This is a genomic window from Caenispirillum bisanense (assembly GCF_900230255.1).
In the GTDB taxonomy this organism is placed as follows: domain Bacteria; phylum Pseudomonadota; class Alphaproteobacteria; order Rhodospirillales; family Rhodospirillaceae; genus Caenispirillum; species Caenispirillum bisanense_A.
The window spans coordinates 1-18,974 of the sequence record NZ_OCNJ01000011.1; the positions used below are offsets into that span (position 1 = coordinate 1).

The window sequence follows — 18,974 nt, forward strand, 5'->3', positions numbered from 1 at the left end:
TTGCATGTGTTAGGCCTGCCGCCAGCGTTCGTTCTGAGCCAGGATCAAACTCTCATGTTGATCTTGACGGATCGGAACATTCTTGCAAAACGCTTTGCGTCACATCCTGATCTCCGTCCCGAAGGACTTCGATCGGGTGCTTCCCAAGATGCGCTGGCATTCTGTTCGATCCCATTAGGCCGAACCGCCGCCTGCGCATCCCTTCCGTTCGTTCACGATGTCAAAGAGCAGGGAGCCAGAAGCTCCAGAATTCCGTCCCCGTGTTCCGCGGCCCTTTCAGAACCGCCCGGCCCGCCGGGGAGGCCGTTATTTAGAGAAGCGAGAAGTCGTTGTCAACCTCTTTTTTCTCTTCTTCCGCAGCGCCTTGGAGGTCATCTCCGCCTCGCAGCGAGGGGCCGGTTTCTACTCAACCAACCGAACCCTGTCAACCGGTTTTTTCACCGCCGGACCGCAGCGACCGAAGCCACCGGATCCGGAGACGCCATCGGCCCGCACCTGACATCAGGTCGCGGAGCAAAGCCGAAGGTTCCGGAGGCCTGCAGCGGAGAACCCCGCTGCAAGAAGACGGACCTTATCGAACGACGCCCGGCCCTGCAAGGGAAAAATCGGCGCGTGGCCGATCACCCCTCGGCGAAGGCCGTACGGCAATACTGCCCCTGCGCCGCCAGACGGTCACACAGGCGCTGCGCCGCCGCCGAATCCGACAGCGGCCCGGCGTTGAGGCGCCAATAGGTCCCCTGCCCGGTCCCGAGATTCACCTCGTCGTACCGCGGCGACAACGCGCCGAGCACCGAGGAGAACTTGCCGCGCAGGGCGGCCCAGCCGGCCTCGGCCGCTTCCTTGCTCTTGTAGGACGCCAGATGCAGCACCACCGGCGAGCCGGGCGGCCGAGCCGGGGCCGGCGCCGCCGGTGCTTCCGCCACGACCGGACCGCGGCCCACCATGCGGCTCGGATCCCCGCCGCGCGCGGCGGCGGCGGCCAGAGCCTCGGCATCGGTCTTGGGTGGCGCGGCGGGAACGGCGGGCTTGGCCGGAGCGGCCGGCTTCTTGCCGGAACTCCCCTTACCGGTCGGCTTCGGCACCAGCACGGTGCCCGCCCCGTCGGCGCGCGTCATGAGGCGGCCGGCGGCCTTCTCCAGGGCGGCGCGCTCGCGGCCGTATTCGTCCTTGCTGATGGCGCCCATGTCGCGCAGGCGCTGCAGCGCATCGGCCCGTTCGGCCGCATCGGCCAGGCTGGTGGGCGGGCTCGGCGGCGCCATGCGGGTCTTGGGATCGGCCGGCAGCAGGGCGTCGAGGATGGACTCGCGCTCTGCGAAGTGCTCCTCCGGCCGCAGCGATCCGCCCGTCAGCGACTCCCGCAGGGCGTCCAGCCGGGCCATGACCTGCTCGGCGGTCGGCACCGGCCGCCCGAGACCCGGAGCGGGCGGCGTCTGGCTGCTGTAGGGCAGCAGGGCACCGATGTTGGCGGCGCGGCGACCGCCGTATTCGCCGTCGGTGATCATCCCCTCGTCGCGCAGCCGGCGCAGCACGAGGAACCGCTGGGCGGCATTGAGAAGCTCGATCCCCGACAGCGGCGGCTCGGTGCGCGCCGGGAGGGAGGACACCTCGCCCGCCGCGGTCGGCGCGGCGGCGGCCATGACCGTGCCCGGCGGCGGCGTCAGGCCGGCGGGACGCGCCGTGGCCATGTTCATGGCGTCGAGCTGGCGGCCGGCGAGGGCCGCGACCGTGGTGGTCGCCATGCCGCTCCACGGCCCGCCGGACACCACCGCGTCGCGCGCCCGCTCGGACTCCGTCAGACGGCGGAAGATGGCGGCGGCCTCGGCCTCGCTGCCGGCGCCGGAGCGCAGCGCGACGCCGCGGGCGAGCAGCGCGTGCGGATCGTCGGGATCCTCGGCCAGCGCCAGATCGGCCTGGGTGACGGCCTGCCGCAGGTCGCCGCGGGCCAGGGCGGCATAGGCCAGGTCGCTGTGCGACACGCGCGGGGCCATCAGGCCGTCGAGCCCGCCGCCCCCGGCCGGAGCGCATCCGGCGAGCGCCGCCGCGACCACCAGCGGCAGCAGTCCCTGCTTCACAGACCTCACGCGCGATCCCCCACAGCCCTGCCGAGTCGGCCTGCCGGACGGCCCGCGCGGGGCACGGCCTCGGCCGAAGGTGGGGTAACCGTACCGGTCCCGCCTTGCGCTGGCAAGACGGCGGCGTTGCGGAAAAGACGGCTTGTCCCATCCCATGGTCGATGTAGGCTTTCCCGGCACCCGCGTCGAAACGGTTGTGATGGCCGCGTCGGTTGCTACCTTGGTCGCGGACGCCAGGACAGGAGGGACCGTGCATGTCCATCATGGACGACAATACCGAGATCGAGCTCAAGCTCGAGGTCGCGCCCGAGGACATGGATCGTCTGCGCCGCGCCGGGGTGGTCAAGGCGACGCGCCGCGGCCGCGCCCAGACCCGGCCGCTCAAGTCCGTCTACTTCGACACCCCCGATTTCCTGTTGTTCGACGGCGGCGCCAGCCTGCGGGTGCGCCACGCCGGGCAGCGGCGCATCCAGAACGTCAAGTCGCGCGGTGACGGCGGCGCCGGCCTGTTCGCCCGCAAGGAGTGGGAACACGACATCGTCGGCGATTCGCCCGACGCGCAGGCGATCATGGCGACCGGCCTGCAGACCCTGTTCGCCCGCCCCGGCGTGATGGAGGAACTGAAGCCGCTGTTCGTCACCGAGTTCAAGCGCACCACCTATACCCTGGGCAACGGCACGTGGGAGGTCGCCATGACCTTCGACCGCGGCGCCGTCTCCACCGACCGCGGCAGCCGCCCCATCAGCGAGGTGGAGCTGGAGCTGGTGCGCGGCGATCCCTCCCACCTGTTCGAGATCGCCCGCGCCCTGCACGACGTGGCGCCGGTGCGGCTGTCCACGCGGTCTAAGTCGGAACGCGGCTACGCCCTGCTCGGCGGATTGGCGAAGGACGCGGTCAAGGCGCCGGAGCCGACGGTCACGGCGCACATGCCCCTGCGCGACGCCATCCAGACCATCTGCCGCAGCTGCCAGCGCCACCTGCTGGAGAACGAACCCGCGCTGCGCGACCGTCGCGAACCGGAGGCCGTGCACCAGATGCGCGTCGCCCTGCGCCGCCTCCGCAGCGCCCTGTCGGTGTTCAAGGCCGAAGTCGGGAGCCCGGCCACCGACGAATTGAAGGCCGGCCTGAAATGGCTGACCGACGAGTTGGGCCCGGCCCGCGACACCGACGTCTTCATCGCCGAGATCCTGGAGCCGGTGCGGCATGCCCACTCCGACGAGGACGGCCTGAAGGCCCTGATCGGCCGCTTCGACAAGCGGCGCGACCGCCACTACGCCAAGGCCGTCGCCGCCGTGGAGAGCCGGCGCTTCACGGCGCTGATGCTGGAGATCGGCAGTTGGATCGAGGGCGGCGCGTGGCTGCACCCGGTCGATCCCGACCTGGCGGAGCGGCTCGACCGGCCGGTGGGCGGACGGGCGGCGGAGATCCTCGCGACCGCGCACGCCGGCGTGCTCAAGAAGGGCAAGCGCTTCGCCGGGCTCGACGCCCCGGCACGCCACCGCCTGCGGGTGCGCATCAAGAAGCTGCGCTATGCCGCCGAGTTCTTCGGCGACCTGTGGTCGGACAAGAAGACGAAGACCTTCGTGAAGGCGCTGAAGGGCCTGCAGGAGGAGCTCGGCACCCTGAACGACATCGCCGTCGCCCACGACCAGTTGCACGACGCCGTCGCCAAGGCCGAGGATCGGCGCGAGATGTGGGCCGCCGGGCTGGTGGCCGGCTGGCACGGGGCGCGCGAGACGCATCTGCTGGAGGGCGCGCGCGAGCGGTGGAAGGCCTTCGGCTCGGTCAAGCCGTTCTGGCCGACGCCCGACAAGGCGGCCGCCAAGGCCGACAAGGCGGCGGAACAGGCGGCCCGTGCGGCCGCCCGCGAGGCCGCTGCGGCGCAGGGCTGATCCGGCACCCGCCGATGCGCGGGCGACCGGCGTCAGCGCGAGCCGGCGCCGTCGTCCTCGGGCGGGTCGTCAGCCAGGCGCTTGCCGTCCAGGTCGCGGTCGGTGCGGGACTTTTCCAGGTCGCCCAGGCGGCGCTCGGCCTTGGTGCGGCCGAAACGGATGCGGTTGTCGGCCGCCTGCTTTTCCTTCTCGGCCCGCGCCTTGCGCTTGCGCGCCTCGCGCAGGTTGATGATCTCCGCCATGCCCGGACCCTCCCGCACGTTCGGCCGTGTGCCGTACCATGTAGCGGGCGCCGTCGCCAGGACAAGCCTGCCGCGTCATCAAGATGACACCATCCACCGGCAGGGTGAAAACGTTATGGTGCGACCCGACTCGTTTCCACCCTTCCCGGCCAGGAGTTCCCCCGGCGTGATCCGCACGTTCCCCATCGCCGCCGCGGCGGCCGTCGCCGCCGCCTCGGTCGCCGTTCTTCCCGCCCCCGCCGCCGCGCAGGACGCCCCCGCCGCCGATACGCCGGTGTACTTCGATCCGCCCGTGGCCGCCGCCGAGACGGCGCCGCCGCCGGCCGAGGAGGTGCCGCTGGCGCCGCGCGTGGTGAAGGACGACAAGGCGATCCTCAGCGTGCAGGTGGAGAACGACGTCTTCACCGGCACCGACCGCCATTACACCAACGGCTTCCGCCTCGCCTACCTGTCGCCGGAGGACGCGGTGCCGCAGTGGCTGGAGAACGCCGCCCGAGCCCTGCCGCTGTTCGCCGACGACGGCAACGTGCGCGTCTCCTATGCCATCGGCCAGAGCATGTACACGCCGAAGGACATCGAAATAAAGGCGCCGCAGCCCGACGATCACCCGTGGGCCGGCTTCACCTACGGCACCATCGGCATCATCAACGACTCCGGCCGCCGGCTCGACACCCTGGAGCTGACGCTCGGCGTCGTCGGCCCGGCGTCGCAGGCCGACGACACGCAGGAATTCGTCCACGACCTCATCGATACCCGCGATCCCGCCGGCTGGGACAACCAGCTGCACAACGAGCCCATCGTCAACCTGGCCTACGAACGGGCGTGGCGCGCCATGTGGGAAAGCCGCTACGTCGGCTTGCAGGCCGACGTGACGCCGCACGCCGGCGGCGCGGTCGGCAACGCCTTCGTCTACGGCAACGGCGGCCTCATGTTCCGCATCGGCCAGGACCTGCCGGCCGACTACGGCCCGCCGCGCATCCGCCCGAGCCTGCCGGGCTCGGACTTCTTCGTGCCCGACACCGACTTCGGCTGGTACCTCTTCGCCGGTGTCGACGGTCGGCTGGTGTTGCGCGACATCTTCCTCGACGGCAACACCTTCCGCGACAGCGCCAGCGTGGAGAAGAAGTGGCTGGTGGGCGAGATCCAGGCGGGTCTCGCGGTCACCATCGACGGCGTGCGCCTGGCCTATACCCACGTCTACCGCACCGAGCGGTTCGAGGGGCAGGACAGCGGCGACACCTTCGGCGCCTTCAGCGTCTCCTTCCGCTTCTGAGGCCCCGCCGCCTGCCGTTGCTCTTTCCGGTCGCGCGAAAAGGCCACGGCTTTTCGCGCAACGGTAAATTTCGCTATGGTAAGGAAGCGCGGGCGTGGATATAGTGGAGCCAGCTCTTCCGGGGGCGGTAGAGCAGCGCCTATGAGGAGAATACCGTCGGGGGTGCGGCAACCTGCCGCTTTTTCCCGCTTGCGAAGTTCCCGTCGATCTTGCAGGGTTTCAGGCGAGTGGACGGGGTTTCTTGCGCTTCAAAACCCCCGGAGGCTCACCGGCGCCAACCACTGGACGGCGTCGTAGAGGAATTCGCGCTTCGATCGGCAAACCCCAAGGGCACCCCCCTTTTCCCCAATGCCCTCTGCCGATCGTTCGGGCCGCCGGGCCCCCCAACCCGGCGGCCCACCCCTTTCCTCCCCCGTTTTCTCTGTCCTGCGGCCCGCGCCTCACGCGGCCCGGACAGCTGCGCCTGGACGCGACTCGCCCGATGCCGTACAACCGGTCGGAACCCTCGCACTGGACCGGGAAGAAGGCGCATGGCCGCCGCGCATCGCACGCTTCCGCTGCTCGCCGTCGGGCTGGCCCTCGCGCTGGCCGCCTGCGCCGGCCCCAAGACCGCGCCGCCGCCGCCGCCGCCGGCCCAGGTGAGCGGCATGCCGACCGACGGCCCCATGTGCATCGTCGGGCTGGTGAGCGCCAACGTCGCCTTCAACCGCATCCCCGATACCGCCAAGGGCGACGGCTGCGGCATTTCGACCGCCATCTCGCTCTATGAGACGCAGACCGTTCCCTTCAACCGTCCGGTGGAAGTGAGCTGCGGTCTGGCGCAGGCGCTGCTCGCCTACGACACGCAGGTGCTGCAGCCGCTGGCGCAGCGGGTGATGGGTAGCGCGCTGGTGAAGGTGCACCACGCCGGCGGCTATGTCTGCCGCGGCCGCACCTCCAACCGCTCCCGCCTGTCGGAACACGCCTACGGCCGCGCCATCGACATCATGGCCTTCGAGTTCGCCGACGGCCGCATCGCGCGAGTGAAGCAGAACTGGAACGACCGCGGCCCGCTCGGAGACTTCCTGCGGCAGGCGAGCAAGGGGGCCTGCGGCGTCTTCCAGGTGGTCCTCAGCCCCAACGCCGACGCCGACCACGCCGACCACCTCCACCTGGACGTGGGCCCGTGGAAGCTGTGCCAGGGGTGAGGCAAGCTGTTGGTATGATGAGATGATTGGTCATGGCCGGAGTCGATCCGGCCATCGGCGGCGCCTCGGACGGGCGTCGTGGAGACTGTCCCCGCGGCGGCCGGCGCCGTGCACGCCGCGGATGCCCGGCTCGGTGGCCGGGCATGACAAGTGGTTGATAGAACGTCGGAAATTGTCATGGCCGGACTTGATCCGGCCATCCACGGCGCCCCCGACGGGAGTCGTGGAGAATGCCCCCGGGGCGGCCGGCGCAGTGGATGCCGCGGAGCCCCGGCTCGGCGGCCGGGCATGACAAGGTGGGAGAGGTCGGGGCGAAATGGCGCGCCCTCGCCCTCGCCCACCCACCCTCACCCCAGAATCAGGCTGTCGTCGTCCACTTCCTCGCCGCGCACCTTCTCGAACATGTGGAGCAGGTCCTCCACCTTCATGCCGCGGCGTTCCTCGCCCTGGACGTCGAGCACCACGTCGCCGCCGTGCAGCATGATCGTGCGGTGGCCGTGGTCCAGCGCCTGGCGCATGGAGTGGGTGACCATCAGCGTGGTCAGCTGCTTCTCGCCGACGATGCGGTCCGTCAGTTCCATGACGAAGGCCGCCGTCTTGGGGTCGAGCGCCGCCGTATGCTCGTCGAGCAGCAGGATCTTCATGGGGTTGAGCGTCGCCATGACGAGGCTCACCGCCTGGCGCTGGCCGCCCGACAGCAGGCCCATCTTGTCCGACAGGCGGTTCTCGAGCCCGAGGCCGAGCACCGAGATGCGCTCGCGGAACTCGTCCCGCAGCTCGTTGCGCACGGCGGCGCGCAGGCCCCGGCGATGGCCGCGGGCGGCGGCCAGCGCCAGATTTTCCTCGATGGACAGGCCCTCGCAGGTGCCCGCCATGGGGTCCTGGAAGACGCGGGCGCAGAGGCCGGCGCGGCGGGCGGTCGGCCAGGAGGTGACGTCCTGGCCGTCGATGACCACCGTGCCCTCGTCGGGGATCAGCTCGCCCGACAGGATGTTGAGGAAGGTCGACTTGCCGGCGCCGTTGGAGCCGATGACCGTCACGAACTGCCCCTGCGGGATCGACAGCGACAGCCCGCGCAGGGCGTGGTTCTCGATGGGCGTGCCGGGGTTGAAGCGGATGTGCAGGCCGCTGGCGTCGATCATTTGCGCACTCCCCCGCCGGCGGCGATCTTCTTCAGGGCGAACTTGCGGCGCATGCCCGGCAGGGTCATGGCCACCACCACCAGCACCGCGGTGATGAGCTTGAGATCCTGCGCCTGCAGGCCGAGAATGTCGGCGTTGAGCGCCACGGCCACCATCAGGCGGTAGACGATGGAGCCGAGGATGCAGGCCAGCGTCGCCAGCACGATGGTGCGCACCGACATGACCGCCTCGCCCAGGATGACGGCGGCGAGGCCGATGACGATGACGCCGACGCCCATGGTGATGTCGGCCCCGCCCTGCAGCTGGGCGAACAGCGCCCCGGCGAAGGCCACCATGCCGTTGGACAGCGCGATGCCGAGCAGCGTCATGCGCCCCGTATCGATGCCCTGGGCGCGCGCCATGCGCTGGTTGGCGCCGGTCGCCCGCATGGCGAGGCCGGTCTCCGACAGCAGGAAGCGGTCGAGCAGCAGCTTGGCCGCGACCACCACCACCAGCAGGACGATGGGGTTCACCCAGTAGAACGGCAGGCCCAGGTCCTCGAACGGCGTGAAGACCGTCGGCTCGCCGAGCAGTGCGATGTTCGGCTTGCCCATGACGCGCAGGTTTATGGAGAACAGCGCGATCATGGTCAGGATGGACGCGAGCAGGTGAAGGATCTTCAGCCGCACGTTCAGCCAGGCGGTGATCAGTCCGGCGCAGCAGCCGGCGAAGAAGGCTGCCAGCGTCGCCAGATAGGGGTTCACCCCCGCCACGATGAGCATGGCGGCGACGCCGGCGCCGAGCGGCAAGGAGCCGTCGACGGTCAGGTCGGGGAAGTTGAGGATGCGGAAGGAGATATAGACGCCCAGCGCCACCAGGCCGAACAGCAGGCCGATCTCGATGGCGCCGAGGAATGCGATGAGCGACACGGGAGGATTCCCCGAAAAGGCTGCGGGGCCGCCCGGCGGACGGCCCCGCGCCGGAGGACGACTCGAATTACTTCACGACGGTTTCGGCGCGGTCCACCAGCGGCTGCGGCAGGGTGACGCCCATGCGCGCCGCCGCGGCCGGGTTGACCGCGAGCTTCATGGTCTCGACGCCTTCCACCGGGATGTCGGCCGGCTTGGTGCCCTGCAGGATCTTGGCGACCTGGGCGCCGGTCTGGCGGCCGACGTCGTAGTAGTCGAAGCCGGCTGCGGCGGCGGCACCGCGGTTGACGCTGTCGGTATCGCCGGCGAAGACCGGCAGCTTGGCTTCCTCGCCGACCTTCAGCACCGCTTCCAGGGCGGAGATGACGGTGTTGTCGGTCGGGATGTAGACGGCGTCGGCCTTGCCGACCAGCGAGCGGGTCGCCTGCAGCACGTCGCCCGAGGTGGGCGCCGAGGCGACGATCACCTCGAGGCCGAGGTCGGGCGCCGCCTTCTTGGCGAGGTCGACCAGCACGACGGCGTTGGCCTCGCCCGGATTGTGGACGATGCCGATGGTCTTGGCGCCGGGCACGATCTCCTGCACCAGGGCGAGGTGCTTGGCGACGGGCGTCAGGTCGGACACGCCGGTGACAGTGGCGGTGGACTTGCCCTCTTCCTGGATGAGCTTGGCGCCGACCGGATCGGTGACGGCCGAGAATACCACCGGAATGCGCCCACGCGCCGCCGCCACCGCCGCCTGGGCCGACGGAGTCGCGATGGCGACGATGGCGTCGGGCGAATCGCCGACGAACTTCTTGGCGATCTGGCCGGCGATGCCGACGTCGCCCTGGGCCGACTGGAACTCGACCTCCAGGTTCTCCCCTTCCTTGAAGCCTTGCGCGGCCAGTTCCTCGATCACGCCCTTGCGCACGGCATCGAGCGCCGGATGCTCGACGATGGCGGTGATCTTGACGGACTTGGTGTCGGCGGCCTGCGCCTGCGGGGTGAGCAGCGACAGGCCGACCACGGCGGCGGCTGCCGCGACGCGCAACGGTTTCAGAAGCACCTTGCGGACCCTCCTTGGGGGGAAGTTGGGGCGGTCGGAAAAACGGCACGATGCGCGGAAAGCCGCCCCCCGTCAAGGCTGGGAAGGCCGCATCGCCCGTGGTCCGAAACCGCTGCGCCAAGCCGCATGGACGGCGCCGCACCAGCGCCACATCCGCGCGCGCGGCGTGTGACCCCGACGCCTCGTCGCCGTCTAATATTTTAAGCCCATTGCACAAGCGTTACGCCGCGATGCCCGCGTTTTGTGCATATGCGCATGGCAAGGTGCCTGCGCACGAAATTTACGCACAAAAGGAGTTGTCGAAAAATTTAAACGCTGCCATGCTGCAAATGCATGGGCCGGGTGGCACCCGCCGGGGCGGCGGGCACGGCTCCACGACTAACGAACGCAGAAACGGGACGGCACGATGTCAGGCACGCAAGCCCCCCTGGTGGCCTTCGAAGGGGTGCAGAAGACCTACGACGGGGAAACCCTCGTGGTCAAAGACCTCAACCTCGAAATCAGCAAGGGCGAGTTCCTCACCATGCTCGGCCCGTCGGGCTCGGGCAAGACCACCTCGCTCATGATGCTGGCGGGCTTCGAGGTCCCGACCCACGGCGACATCAAGCTGGGCGGCCGCTCGCTGAAGAACACCCCGCCGCACAAGCGCGACATCGGCATGGTGTTCCAGAACTATGCCCTGTTCCCCCACATGACGGTGGAAGAGAACGTCGCCTTCCCCCTGTCGGTGCGCAAGGTGAACAAGTCCGAGCAGGTGGAACGCGCCCGCAAGGCCCTCGACATGGTCAAGCTGGCGGGGCTCGGCAGCCGCCGCCCGGCGCAGCTGTCGGGCGGCCAGCAGCAGCGCGTGGCGCTGGCCCGCGCGCTGGTGTTCGAACCGCAGCTGGTGCTCATGGACGAGCCGCTCGGCGCGCTCGACAAGCAGCTGCGCGAGCACATGCAGATCGAGATCAAGCACATCCACGAGAGCCTGGGCGTGACGGTGGTCTACGTCACCCACGACCAGTCGGAAGCGCTGACCATGTCGGACCGCATCGCGGTGTTCAACGACGGCATCATCCAGCAGCTGGCCTCGCCCTCGGACCTGTACGAAAATCCGCAGAACAGCTTCGTCGCCCACTTCATCGGCGAGAACAACATCCTGAACGGAGCCGTCGAGAGCATCGACGGGGCGTTCTGCTCGGTGCGACTGGACTCGGGCGAGCAGATCACCGCCCGCTCGGTGAACGTCGGCGGCGTCGGCGCCCGCACCAGCCTGTCGTTCCGCCCGGAGAAGGTGGACATCGAGGGCGTCGGCCCCGACCACCCGAACCGCCTGCCCGCCCGCGTGCGGGAGACCATCTACCTCGGCGACCACATGCGCGTGCGCATGCAGGTGGCCGGCAACGACGAGTTCACGGTGAAGATGCGCTTCCGCGCCGGCCGCGCGGTTCCGCGCCCGGGCGAGGAAATGTTCGTCAGCTTCGCCGCCGAGAACTGCCTGGCGCTCGACCCGGTCGCCTGACGCAGCGACCGGTACCCGGCCCGCCCCCGCGCGGCCGGTGTGCAGGGAGGACCGCGTCACCAATCAGCAGGGAGAGTTCGATAATGAGCATCGTGAGGAAGGCGATCATTTCCGCCGCCGCGGCCGCGGTCGTCGCCACCGCCGCCGGCGCCGCACAGGCCCGCGACCTGACCGTAGTGTCGTGGGGCGGCGCCTACCAGGAAGCCCAGAAGGGCATCTACTTCGGGCCGTTCACCAAGGAAACCGGCGTTCCCATGATCGACGAGTCGTGGGACGGCGGCATCGGCGTGCTGCGCGCCAAGGTCCAGGGCGGCGCCGCCACCTGGGACGTGGTGCAGGTGGAGAGCGAAGAGCTGGAGCTCGGCTGCGAGGAAGGCCTCTACGAGGTGCTCGACTGGTCGAAGATCGGCGGCCGTGACGCCTACCTCAAGGCCGCGACCCACGACTGCGGCGTCGGCGCCATCGTGTACGACTTCGTGCTCGGCTACGACAAGGACAAGCTGTCCGACGCCCCCGACGGCTGGGCCGACTTCTTCAACACCGAGAAGTACCCCGGCAAGCGCGCCCTGCGCCAGGGCCCGAAGACCACCCTCGAGATCGCCCTGATCGCCGACGGCGTGAAGCCGGCCGAGGTCTACGACGTGCTGCGCACCGACGAGGGCGTCGAGCGCGCCTTCAAGAAGCTCGACACCATTCGCGACGACCTGATCTTCTGGAAGGCCGGCGCCCAGCCGCCGCAGCTGCTCGCCTCCGGCGAAGTGGTGATGACGTCCGTCTACAACGGCCGCATCGACGCCGCCAACAAGCAGGACAACCGCAACTTCGGCATCCAGTGGGACGGCGCTCTCTACACCGTCGACAGCTGGGTGATCCTGGCCGGTTCGCCGAACACCGAGCAGGCCTACAAGTTCCTCAACTTCGTCGGCCAGCCGGCGACCCAGAAGCAGCTGCCCATGGCCATCGCCTACGGCGTCACCAACAAGGAAGCGATCAAGGCCGTGCCGGAAGAGCGCGCCAAGGATCTGCCGACCTACGACGCCAACATGGCCAACGCGGTGCAGATCTCCGACGCCTTCTGGCTGGAGAACGTCGACCGCCTGACCGAGCGCTTCAACAAGTGGGCCGCCACCCAGTAAGGCGCCTGCGCGAAGCCTGATTGCCCGGGCGGGGCGGCGGTGCCGGGCCGCCGCCCCGACGGTTCACGACTTACCGGAAGAAGAGCGCCCATGCCTTCCGACATCGCCCTTTCGCAGGCCGCGGGGACCCCGCCGGCCGACCGCGCCGAGCGCTCCGCCCTCAAGGCGAAGCTGCGCCGCGCCGAACGCATGAAGCAGCTCAAGGCCTTCGGTCTGATCGCACCGCTGCTCGCCTTCCTCCTCATCACCTTCGTGGTGCCGATCGGCGACATGATGCTGCGCAGCGTCCACGACACGGAACTGTCCGAGGTCTGGCCGCGCACCACCGCCGCCATCGACCAGTGGCAGGACCGCACGGCCCTGCCGCCGGAAGCGGTCTACGCCGCGCTGGCCGAAGACATGCGCCAGAGCCGCGAGGAGCGCACCATCGCCACCGCCGCCCGGCGCCTGAACTACGACGCCAACGGTGCGCGCACCTTCGTCATGGGCACGGCGCGCCGCCTGCCCGAAACGGCCGAAAGCTGGAAGCAGACGCTCATCGACATCGACCCCGCCTGGGGCGAGATCGAGACCTTCGGCGCCATCGACCGCGCCAGCGGCCCCTTCACGTCGTTCTTCCTGCTCAGCGCCGTCGACATGGAAAAGACCGCGAGCGGCGAGATCGTCAGCGCGCCGGAGCAGGAATCGGTCTACCTGACCATCTTCACCCGGACCTTCGTCATCTCGACGATGGTGACGCTGATCTGCCTGATCATGGGCTTTCCGGTGGCCTATCTGCTCGCCAACCTGCCGCCCAAGCAGGCCAACCTGCTGATGATCATGGTGCTGCTGCCGTTCTGGACCTCGCTGCTGGTGCGCACCGCCGCCTGGGTGGTGCTGCTGCAGGAACAGGGCCTCATCAACGACACGCTGCGCTTCGTGGGCGTGATCGACGAGCCGATCCGCATGATCTACAACCGCATCGGCGTCTACATCGCCATGGTGCACATCCTGCTGCCGTTCATGATCCTGCCGCTCTATTCGGTGATGAAGGGCATCAAGCCGGTGTACCTGAAGGCCGCCACCTCGCTCGGCGCGCCGCCGGTGACCGCCTTCGTGCGCGTCTACCTGCCGCAGACGCTGCCCGGCATTTCGGCCGGCGCCCTGCTCGTCTTCATCATCTCCATCGGCTACTACATCACGCCGGCCCTGGTGGGCGGTGCGGCCGACCAGATGATCAGCTACTTCATCGCCTTCTACACGTCGGACACGGTGAACTGGGGCATGGCCTCGGCGCTCGGCGCGGTGCTGCTGGTCGCCACCCTGATCCTCTACACCGTCTACAACCGCCTCGTCGGCGCCGACAACATCCGCATGGGCTGAGGACGGGAAGGAAAACGCCATGTCGACGCACACCCGGACCGCCAGCGAAAAGTTCTGGACCTGGACCCTGTGGATCAGTTCCGGCCTCGTGTTCTTCTTCCTGATGGCGCCGATCCTCGCCATCATGCCGCTCAGCTTCAATGGCGGCCAGTTCCTGACCTATCCGCTGCAAGGCTTCTCCACGCAGTGGTATGAGGAGTTCTTCACCTCCGAGGTCTGGATGCGGTCGCTGAAGAACAGCTTCATCGTCGGCATCGCCTCGACGCTGCTGGCGACGACGCTGGGCACGCTGGCCTCCCTCGGGCTGGTGCGGGCGAGCTTCCGCGGCAAGGGGCTCATCATGGGCCTGCTGCTGTCGCCGATGATCGTGCCGCTGGTCATCACGGCGGTGGGCTTCTACTTCTTCTTCGCCCCGCTCGGCCTGACCGCCAGCTATCTCGGCCTGATCCTGGCGCATACGGCGCTGGCGACGCCCTTCGTCGTCATCACCGTGACGGCGACGCTGCAGGGCTTCGACATGAACCTCGCCCGCGCCGCCGCCAGCCTGGGGGCCAACGGCACGACGGTGTTCTTCCGCGTCATCCTGCCGCTGATCCTGCCGGGCCTGGCCTCGGGCGCCCTGTTCGCCTTCGCCACCAGCTTCGACGAGGTGGTGGTGGTGCTGTTCGTCGCCGGGCCGGAGCAGCGCACCCTGCCGCGCGAGATGTTCTCGGGCATCCGCGAGAACATCAGCCCGACCATCACGGCGGTCGCCACCATCCTGACGCTCCTGTCGGTGGCCCTGCTGGCGAGCCTGGAAGCCCTGCGCCGCCGCGGCGAGCGCCTGCGCGGCATCAAGGGCTGAGGCCATCACGTTGTTCCCGCGGGCGGGGTGCTCTAGATTAGGGGAAACCCGCCCGCAGGAGCCGATGCGATGGGACACGACTGGAAGCCGACACCGCAGGAAGAAGAGGAAAAGCGCAGCAAGGGCCTGCGTCCCGTCGTCCTGTGGGTGCCGGATCGCCAGTCACCCGACTACGCCGCTGAAGCCGAGCGGCAGTCGCGCAACGCGGCCCGGTCACCCGACGAAGACGACATCACCCGCTTCATGGAGGAAACGGGCGATTTCGGAGCCGACGAGTGAAGCGCGGCGCCATCGTCCTCGTCGCCGGGTCCGGCCCCTACAGCCGTAAGCCGCGACCTGCCGTGGTGGTTCAGGCGGAGGAGTTCGGCGGGACGGAGTCTATCGTCGTCTGCCCACTGACGACCCACGACGTGGACGCGCCGCTGTTCCGCCCGTCGTTCGCCCCCGGCGAGGCGAGCGGCCTGCAGCAGGTCTCCTACGCCATGGTCGACAAGATCTACGCCATCCCCAGGCGGAACATCGGCGGCGTCATCGGGCAGTTGCGCGGCGACCAGATCGCCGCCCTCGACGGGGCGCTGGCGACCTTCCTCGGCCTCGCCGCCGCCTCATAGGTACGGCGGCGTGCAGGCGGAGATGATGACGCAGGGCTCGTCGAAGGGATTGCGGAAGCGATGGGGCTGGCGGCTGTCGAACAGGTAGCTGTCGCCGGGTTCCAGGATGTCCTTCTGGTCGCCCACCGTCAGTTCGAAGCGGCCGGAGATGACGATGCCGCCTTCCTCGCTGGCGTGTTGCAGCATGGTGCGGCCGGTGTCGGCGCCCGGTTCGTAGGTTTCGTGGAGGATCTGGAGCGTGCGGTTGCGCAGGTCGCCGACCTGGCGGTAGAGCACCCGGCCCTTGCCGGCCTTGCCGATTTCCGTGGTCAGCTGCACCAGATCCGACGGCTTGAAGACGATCTTTTCGCGCGGCGGCATCTCGGTCGAGAAGAACTCCGCCAGCGACATCGGAATGCCCTGCAGCACCTTGCGCAGGGAGGCCACGGAGGGACTGTTGCGGTTCTGCTCGATGAGCGAAATGGTGCCGTTGGTCACGCCCGCCCGCTGGGCGAGCTGGCGCTGCGACAGGCCGTTCTGTTCCCGGATGGCACGCAGGCGGGCGCCCACGTCGAAATCCATGTCCCCAGTCCTCCCGTTTCTTGTTCGTCAAATATTTTAAACTGACAGACGCCGGGCTGCCAGACCGAAAGTGACAGTGGAGCCCCGGGATTCGGCGTGAATGGACCGTGACGGAACGGCCCCGGATGCGTTGTTTATTTTTTTAAACGTGGTAGCCTCGATACCACGCCAGCAAAGGCCGGATGCGGCACGAGGTCGGGCTCCTGCGGGGCCGGAACCGCTGCGTCCCCCCAACCAGACCAAGGAGGCATGAACACGATGGTGCAGCTCACCGACGCCAAGCTCCTGCGCGACAAGGCCTACATCGACGGCGCCTGGGCCGGCGCCGACAGCGGCAAGTCCTTCGCCGTCACCAACCCGGCCGACGGCAAGGAACTCGCCCAGGTTCCCGACATGGGCGCCGCCGAAACCCGCCGCGCCATCGAGGCCGCCGACCGTGCCCTGCCCGCCTGGCGCGCCAAGACCGCCAAGGAACGCGCCAACATCCTGCGCAAGTGGTACGAGCTGATCATGGCCGCCCAGGAAGACCTGGCGAAGCTGATGACGGCCGAGCAGGGCAAGCCCCTGGCCGAAGCGCGCGGCGAAGTGGCCTACGGCGCCTCGTTCATCGAGTGGTTCGCCGAGGAAGGCAAGCGCATCTACGGCGACGTCATCCCGAGCCACGGCGCCGACAAGCGCATCCTGGTGATCAAGCAGCCCATCGGCGTCGTCGCGGCCATCACGCCGTGGAACTTCCCCAACGCCATGATCACCCGCAAGGTCGCCCCGGCGCTGGCCGCCGGCTGCACCGCCGTGATCAAGCCGGGCGAAGACACGCCGCTGTCGGCCCTCGCGCTGGCTGAACTGGCCGAGCGCGCCGGCATTCCGGCGGGCGTGTTCAACATCGTCACCACGTCCAATGCCAAGGAAGTGGGCGGCGAGATGACGTCCAACCCCATCGTGCGCAAGCTGTCCTTCACCGGTTCCACCGGCGTCGGCAAGCTGCTCATGGAGCAGTGCGCCGGCACCGTGAAGAAGGTGAGCCTGGAACTCGGCGGCAACGCGCCCTTCATCGTGTTCGACGATGCCGACCTGGACGCCGCCGTCGCCGGCGCCATGATGTCCAAGTACCGCAACGCCGGCCAGACCTGCGTCTGCGCCAACCGCATCCTGGTGCAGGCGAGCGTCTACGACGCCTTCGCCGCCAAGCTGGCCGACGCCGTGCGCAAGATGAAGGTCGGTTCGGGCTTCGAGGAAGGCGTCACCACCGGCCCGCTCATCAACGAGAAGGGCATCGCCAAGGTCGAGCGCCTGGTGCAGGAAGCCGTCTCAAAGGGCGCCAAGGTCGAGATCGGCGGCAAGCGCCACGCGGCCGGCTCCAACTTCTACGAGCCGACCATCCTGACCAACGTGTCCAAGGACATGGAGCTGTTCTCGGAAGAGATCTTCGGCCCCGTCGCCCCGCTGTTCAAGTTCGACACCGAGGACGAGGCCATCGCCATGGCCAACGACACCCAGTACGGCCTCGCCGCCTACTTCTACGCCCGCGACATCGGCCGCATCTGGCGCGTGTCGGAGGCGCTGGAGTACGGCATCCTCGGCATCAACGAAGGCATCATCTCGACGGAAGTCGCGCCCTTCGGCGGCATCAAGGAATCCGGCATCGGCCGCGAGGGCTCCAAGTACGGCGTCGATGACTTCACCGAGATCAAGTACATGTGCCTGGGTGGGATCAAGTAAAGCCGGGCAGGCTCACGCACTTCCACCAGCTTCCATAAGACTCAACCGTTCATTCGGAGCGTATTCGACATGACCGCCAATACCGAACTTGCCGCCCGGCGCGAGTCCGCCATTCCGCGCGGCGTCGCCACCATGCTGCCCGTCTTCACCGAGCGGGCCGAGAATGCCGAGATCTGGGACGTCGAGGGCAAGCGCTACATCGACTTCGCCGGCGGCATCGCCGTGCTGAACACCGGCCACATGCACCCGAAGGTGAAGGCCGCCGTCGCCGGCCAGCTCGACAAGTTCAGCCACACCTGCTTCCAGGTGACGCCCTACGAGAGCTACGTGGTGCTGGCCGAGAAGCTGAACGCGCTGGTCCCGGGCAACTCGCCCAAGAAGACCCTGTTCCTCACCACCGGCGCCGAGGCGGTGGAGAACGCGGTGAAGATCGCCCGCGCCTACACCAAGCGCTCCGCCGTCGTCGCCTTCTCGGGCGCCTTCCACGGCCGCACCATGATGGGCATGGCGCTGACGGGCAAGGTGATGCCCTACAAGGCCGGCTTCGGCCCCATGCCGGCCGAGGTCTTCCACGCGCCCTTCCCGAACGCCTACCACGGCGTCTCGGTGGAAGACTCGCTCAAGTACCTCGACACCCTGTTCAAGTCCGACGTCGACCCGGCCCGCGTCGCCGCCATGATCCTCGAGCCCGTGCAGGGCGAGGGCGGCTTCAACGTGGCCCCGGCCGAGTGGCTGCAGGCCCTGCGCAAGATCTGTGACGAGCACGGCATCCTGCTCATCGTCGACGAGATCCAGACCGGCTTCGCCCGCACCGGCAAGATGTTCGCCATCGAGCACAGCGGCGTCGAGCCCGACATGATGACCATGGCCAAGTCGCTCGCCGGCGGCTTCCCGCTGTCCGCCGTGACCGGCAAGGCCGAGATCATGGACGGCGCCAATCCCGGCGGCCTCGGCGGCACCTACGCCGGCAGCCCGCTGGCCTGCGCCGCCGGCCTCGCCGTGCTGGACGTCATCGAGGAAGAGGGCCTGGTCGCCCGTGCCAACGAGATCGGCACCCTGATGACCGACCGCCTGAAGGCGATGGCGCAGAAGAACAGCCTGTCGTGCATCGGCGACATCCGCGGCCTCGGCGCCATGGTCGCCATGGAGCTGGTCACCGACCGCGACACCCGCGCCCCGGCCGCCGACCTGACCAAGGCGCTGGTCCAGGCCGTCGCCAAGAAGGGCCTGATCCTGCTGGCCTGCGGCACGCGCGCCAACGTCATCCGCTTCCTGGTGCCGCTGACCGCGTCCGATGCGCTCGTCAAGGAAGGCATGGACATCATCGAGTCCACCCTGGAGGAACTCGCGGCCGCCGCCTGATCCGCCGGCGAACCACGATCCCTGCACCCTCCCCCAGGGACGGCGGCCCGGTTTTCCTCCCCGAAGCCGGGCCGCCACCTTATCGAGCGCCCCCTTCCGCAACCGTCGTTTCCC

At 68.8% G+C, this 18,974-nt stretch carries 17 protein-coding genes; 11 read left to right on the forward strand and 6 right to left on the reverse strand.

Features of this window, described 5'->3' with window-relative positions:
* Positions 1 to 620: 620 nt before the first annotated feature.
* Positions 621 to 2,081: an SPOR domain-containing protein gene (locus tag CRP50_RS20140; RefSeq protein ID WP_176525276.1), complete on the reverse strand. Its 1,461-nt coding sequence runs from the start codon at positions 2,079 to 2,081 to the stop codon at positions 621 to 623.
* A gap of 245 nt (positions 2,082 to 2,326) precedes the next feature.
* Between CRP50_RS20140 and CRP50_RS20145 the strand changes: the two genes are divergently transcribed.
* Positions 2,327 to 3,964, forward strand: a complete 1,638-nt coding sequence (locus CRP50_RS20145) for a CYTH and CHAD domain-containing protein (RefSeq protein ID WP_097280993.1) — start codon at positions 2,327 to 2,329, stop codon at positions 3,962 to 3,964.
* A gap of 32 nt (positions 3,965 to 3,996) precedes the next feature.
* Here CRP50_RS20145 and CRP50_RS20150 read toward each other — a convergent pair whose 3' ends face one another.
* Complete coding sequence (locus CRP50_RS20150; RefSeq protein WP_097280994.1) at positions 3,997 to 4,206, reverse strand: DUF4169 family protein; 210 nt, start codon at positions 4,204 to 4,206, stop codon at positions 3,997 to 3,999.
* A 166-nt stretch (positions 4,207 to 4,372) separates the two neighbouring features.
* Between CRP50_RS20150 and CRP50_RS20155 the strand changes: the two genes are divergently transcribed.
* Together CRP50_RS20155 and CRP50_RS20160 are read left to right on the forward strand one after the other, a co-directional pair.
* The gene (locus CRP50_RS20155; protein ID WP_245913575.1) at positions 4,373 to 5,479 is read left to right on the forward strand and encodes a lipid A deacylase LpxR family protein; all 1,107 of its coding nucleotides are present in this window, start codon (positions 4,373 to 4,375) and stop codon (positions 5,477 to 5,479) included.
* A 530-nt stretch (positions 5,480 to 6,009) separates the two neighbouring features.
* Positions 6,010 to 6,666, forward strand: a complete 657-nt coding sequence (locus tag CRP50_RS20160) for an extensin family protein (RefSeq protein ID WP_097280995.1) — start codon at positions 6,010 to 6,012, stop codon at positions 6,664 to 6,666.
* Positions 6,667 to 7,013: 347 nt separating this feature from the next.
* Here CRP50_RS20160 and CRP50_RS20165 read toward each other — a convergent pair whose 3' ends face one another.
* From CRP50_RS20165 to CRP50_RS20175, 3 genes are all read right to left on the reverse strand, one after another.
* Positions 7,014 to 7,808 (reverse strand): ABC transporter ATP-binding protein, encoded by a 795-nt coding sequence (locus CRP50_RS20165; protein WP_097280996.1) that lies wholly within the window; start codon positions 7,806 to 7,808, stop codon positions 7,014 to 7,016.
* Positions 7,805 to 8,716, reverse strand: a complete 912-nt coding sequence (locus tag CRP50_RS20170; RefSeq protein WP_097280997.1) for an ABC transporter permease — start codon at positions 8,714 to 8,716, stop codon at positions 7,805 to 7,807. Before CRP50_RS20170 ends, CRP50_RS20165 begins: the two co-directional genes overlap by 4 nt.
* A 67-nt stretch (positions 8,717 to 8,783) precedes the next feature.
* Positions 8,784 to 9,761, reverse strand: coding sequence for an ABC transporter substrate-binding protein (locus CRP50_RS20175; RefSeq protein ID WP_097280998.1), 978 nt, complete (start codon positions 9,759 to 9,761; stop codon positions 8,784 to 8,786).
* Between the two features lie 406 nt (positions 9,762 to 10,167).
* Here CRP50_RS20175 and CRP50_RS20180 point away from each other — a divergent pair, with 406 nt between their 5' ends.
* The 6 genes from CRP50_RS20180 (at position 10,168) to CRP50_RS20205 (ending at position 15,218) form a co-directional block, all read left to right on the forward strand.
* Positions 10,168 to 11,265, forward strand: coding sequence for an ABC transporter ATP-binding protein (locus CRP50_RS20180; RefSeq protein WP_097280999.1), 1,098 nt, complete (start codon positions 10,168 to 10,170; stop codon positions 11,263 to 11,265).
* An 83-nt stretch (positions 11,266 to 11,348) separates the two neighbouring features.
* Positions 11,349 to 12,401, forward strand: coding sequence for an ABC transporter substrate-binding protein (locus CRP50_RS20185; RefSeq protein ID WP_097281000.1), 1,053 nt, complete (start codon positions 11,349 to 11,351; stop codon positions 12,399 to 12,401).
* Between the two features lie 90 nt (positions 12,402 to 12,491).
* Entirely contained in the window at positions 12,492 to 13,763 is a 1,272-nt protein-coding gene (locus CRP50_RS20190) for an ABC transporter permease (protein ID WP_097281001.1), read from the forward strand.
* A 19-nt stretch (positions 13,764 to 13,782) separates the two neighbouring features.
* Positions 13,783 to 14,607, forward strand: coding sequence for an ABC transporter permease (locus tag CRP50_RS20195; RefSeq protein ID WP_097281002.1), 825 nt, complete (start codon positions 13,783 to 13,785; stop codon positions 14,605 to 14,607).
* Between the two features lie 69 nt (positions 14,608 to 14,676).
* The gene (locus CRP50_RS20200; RefSeq protein WP_097281003.1) at positions 14,677 to 14,886 is read left to right on the forward strand and encodes an antitoxin MazE-like protein; all 210 of its coding nucleotides are present in this window, start codon (positions 14,677 to 14,679) and stop codon (positions 14,884 to 14,886) included.
* A complete protein-coding gene (locus tag CRP50_RS20205) occupies positions 14,883 to 15,218 on the forward strand; it encodes a type II toxin-antitoxin system PemK/MazF family toxin (RefSeq protein ID WP_097281004.1) in 336 nt (111 codons plus the stop codon). Before CRP50_RS20200 ends, CRP50_RS20205 begins: the two co-directional genes overlap by 4 nt.
* On the opposite strand, the gene CRP50_RS20210 is transcribed toward CRP50_RS20205, so the two are convergent.
* Positions 15,213 to 15,779: a cupin domain-containing protein gene (locus CRP50_RS20210; protein WP_097281005.1), complete on the reverse strand. Its 567-nt coding sequence runs from the start codon at positions 15,777 to 15,779 to the stop codon at positions 15,213 to 15,215. The two genes, CRP50_RS20205 and CRP50_RS20210, sit on opposite strands and share 6 nt — an antisense overlap.
* A 258-nt stretch (positions 15,780 to 16,037) precedes the next feature.
* Between CRP50_RS20210 and gabD the strand changes: the two genes are divergently transcribed.
* The gene (gene gabD / locus CRP50_RS20215; RefSeq protein WP_176525277.1) at positions 16,038 to 17,498 is read left to right on the forward strand and encodes an NADP-dependent succinate-semialdehyde dehydrogenase; all 1,461 of its coding nucleotides are present in this window, start codon (positions 16,038 to 16,040) and stop codon (positions 17,496 to 17,498) included.
* A gap of 69 nt (positions 17,499 to 17,567) precedes the next feature.
* Positions 17,568 to 18,860: a 4-aminobutyrate--2-oxoglutarate transaminase gene (gene gabT / locus CRP50_RS20220; RefSeq protein WP_097281006.1), complete on the forward strand. Its 1,293-nt coding sequence runs from the start codon at positions 17,568 to 17,570 to the stop codon at positions 18,858 to 18,860.
* Positions 18,861 to 18,974 lie beyond the last annotated feature (114 nt).

Bases quoted from the DNA above. Each gene is read 5' to 3' on its own strand.
- CRP50_RS20145 (WP_097280993.1), top strand. From the start codon at position 2,327: ATGTCCATCATGGACGACAATACCGAGATCGAGCTCAAGCTCGAGGTC.
- CRP50_RS20150 (WP_097280994.1), bottom strand. From the start codon at position 4,206: ATGGCGGAGATCATCAACCTGCGCGAGGCGCGCAAGCGCAAGGCGCGG.
- CRP50_RS20160 (WP_097280995.1), top strand. From the start codon at position 6,010: ATGGCCGCCGCGCATCGCACGCTTCCGCTGCTCGCCGTCGGGCTGGCC.
- CRP50_RS20165 (WP_097280996.1), bottom strand. From the start codon at position 7,808: ATGATCGACGCCAGCGGCCTGCACATCCGCTTCAACCCCGGCACGCCC.
- CRP50_RS20180 (WP_097280999.1), top strand. From the start codon at position 10,168: ATGTCAGGCACGCAAGCCCCCCTGGTGGCCTTCGAAGGGGTGCAGAAG.
- CRP50_RS20185 (WP_097281000.1), top strand. From the start codon at position 11,349: ATGAGCATCGTGAGGAAGGCGATCATTTCCGCCGCCGCGGCCGCGGTC.
- CRP50_RS20190 (WP_097281001.1), top strand. From the start codon at position 12,492: ATGCCTTCCGACATCGCCCTTTCGCAGGCCGCGGGGACCCCGCCGGCC.
- CRP50_RS20195 (WP_097281002.1), top strand. From the start codon at position 13,783: ATGTCGACGCACACCCGGACCGCCAGCGAAAAGTTCTGGACCTGGACC.
- CRP50_RS20200 (WP_097281003.1), top strand. From the start codon at position 14,677: ATGGGACACGACTGGAAGCCGACACCGCAGGAAGAAGAGGAAAAGCGC.
- CRP50_RS20210 (WP_097281005.1), bottom strand. From the start codon at position 15,779: ATGGATTTCGACGTGGGCGCCCGCCTGCGTGCCATCCGGGAACAGAAC.
- gabD (WP_176525277.1), top strand. From the start codon at position 16,038: ATGGTGCAGCTCACCGACGCCAAGCTCCTGCGCGACAAGGCCTACATC.
- gabT (WP_097281006.1), top strand. From the start codon at position 17,568: ATGACCGCCAATACCGAACTTGCCGCCCGGCGCGAGTCCGCCATTCCG.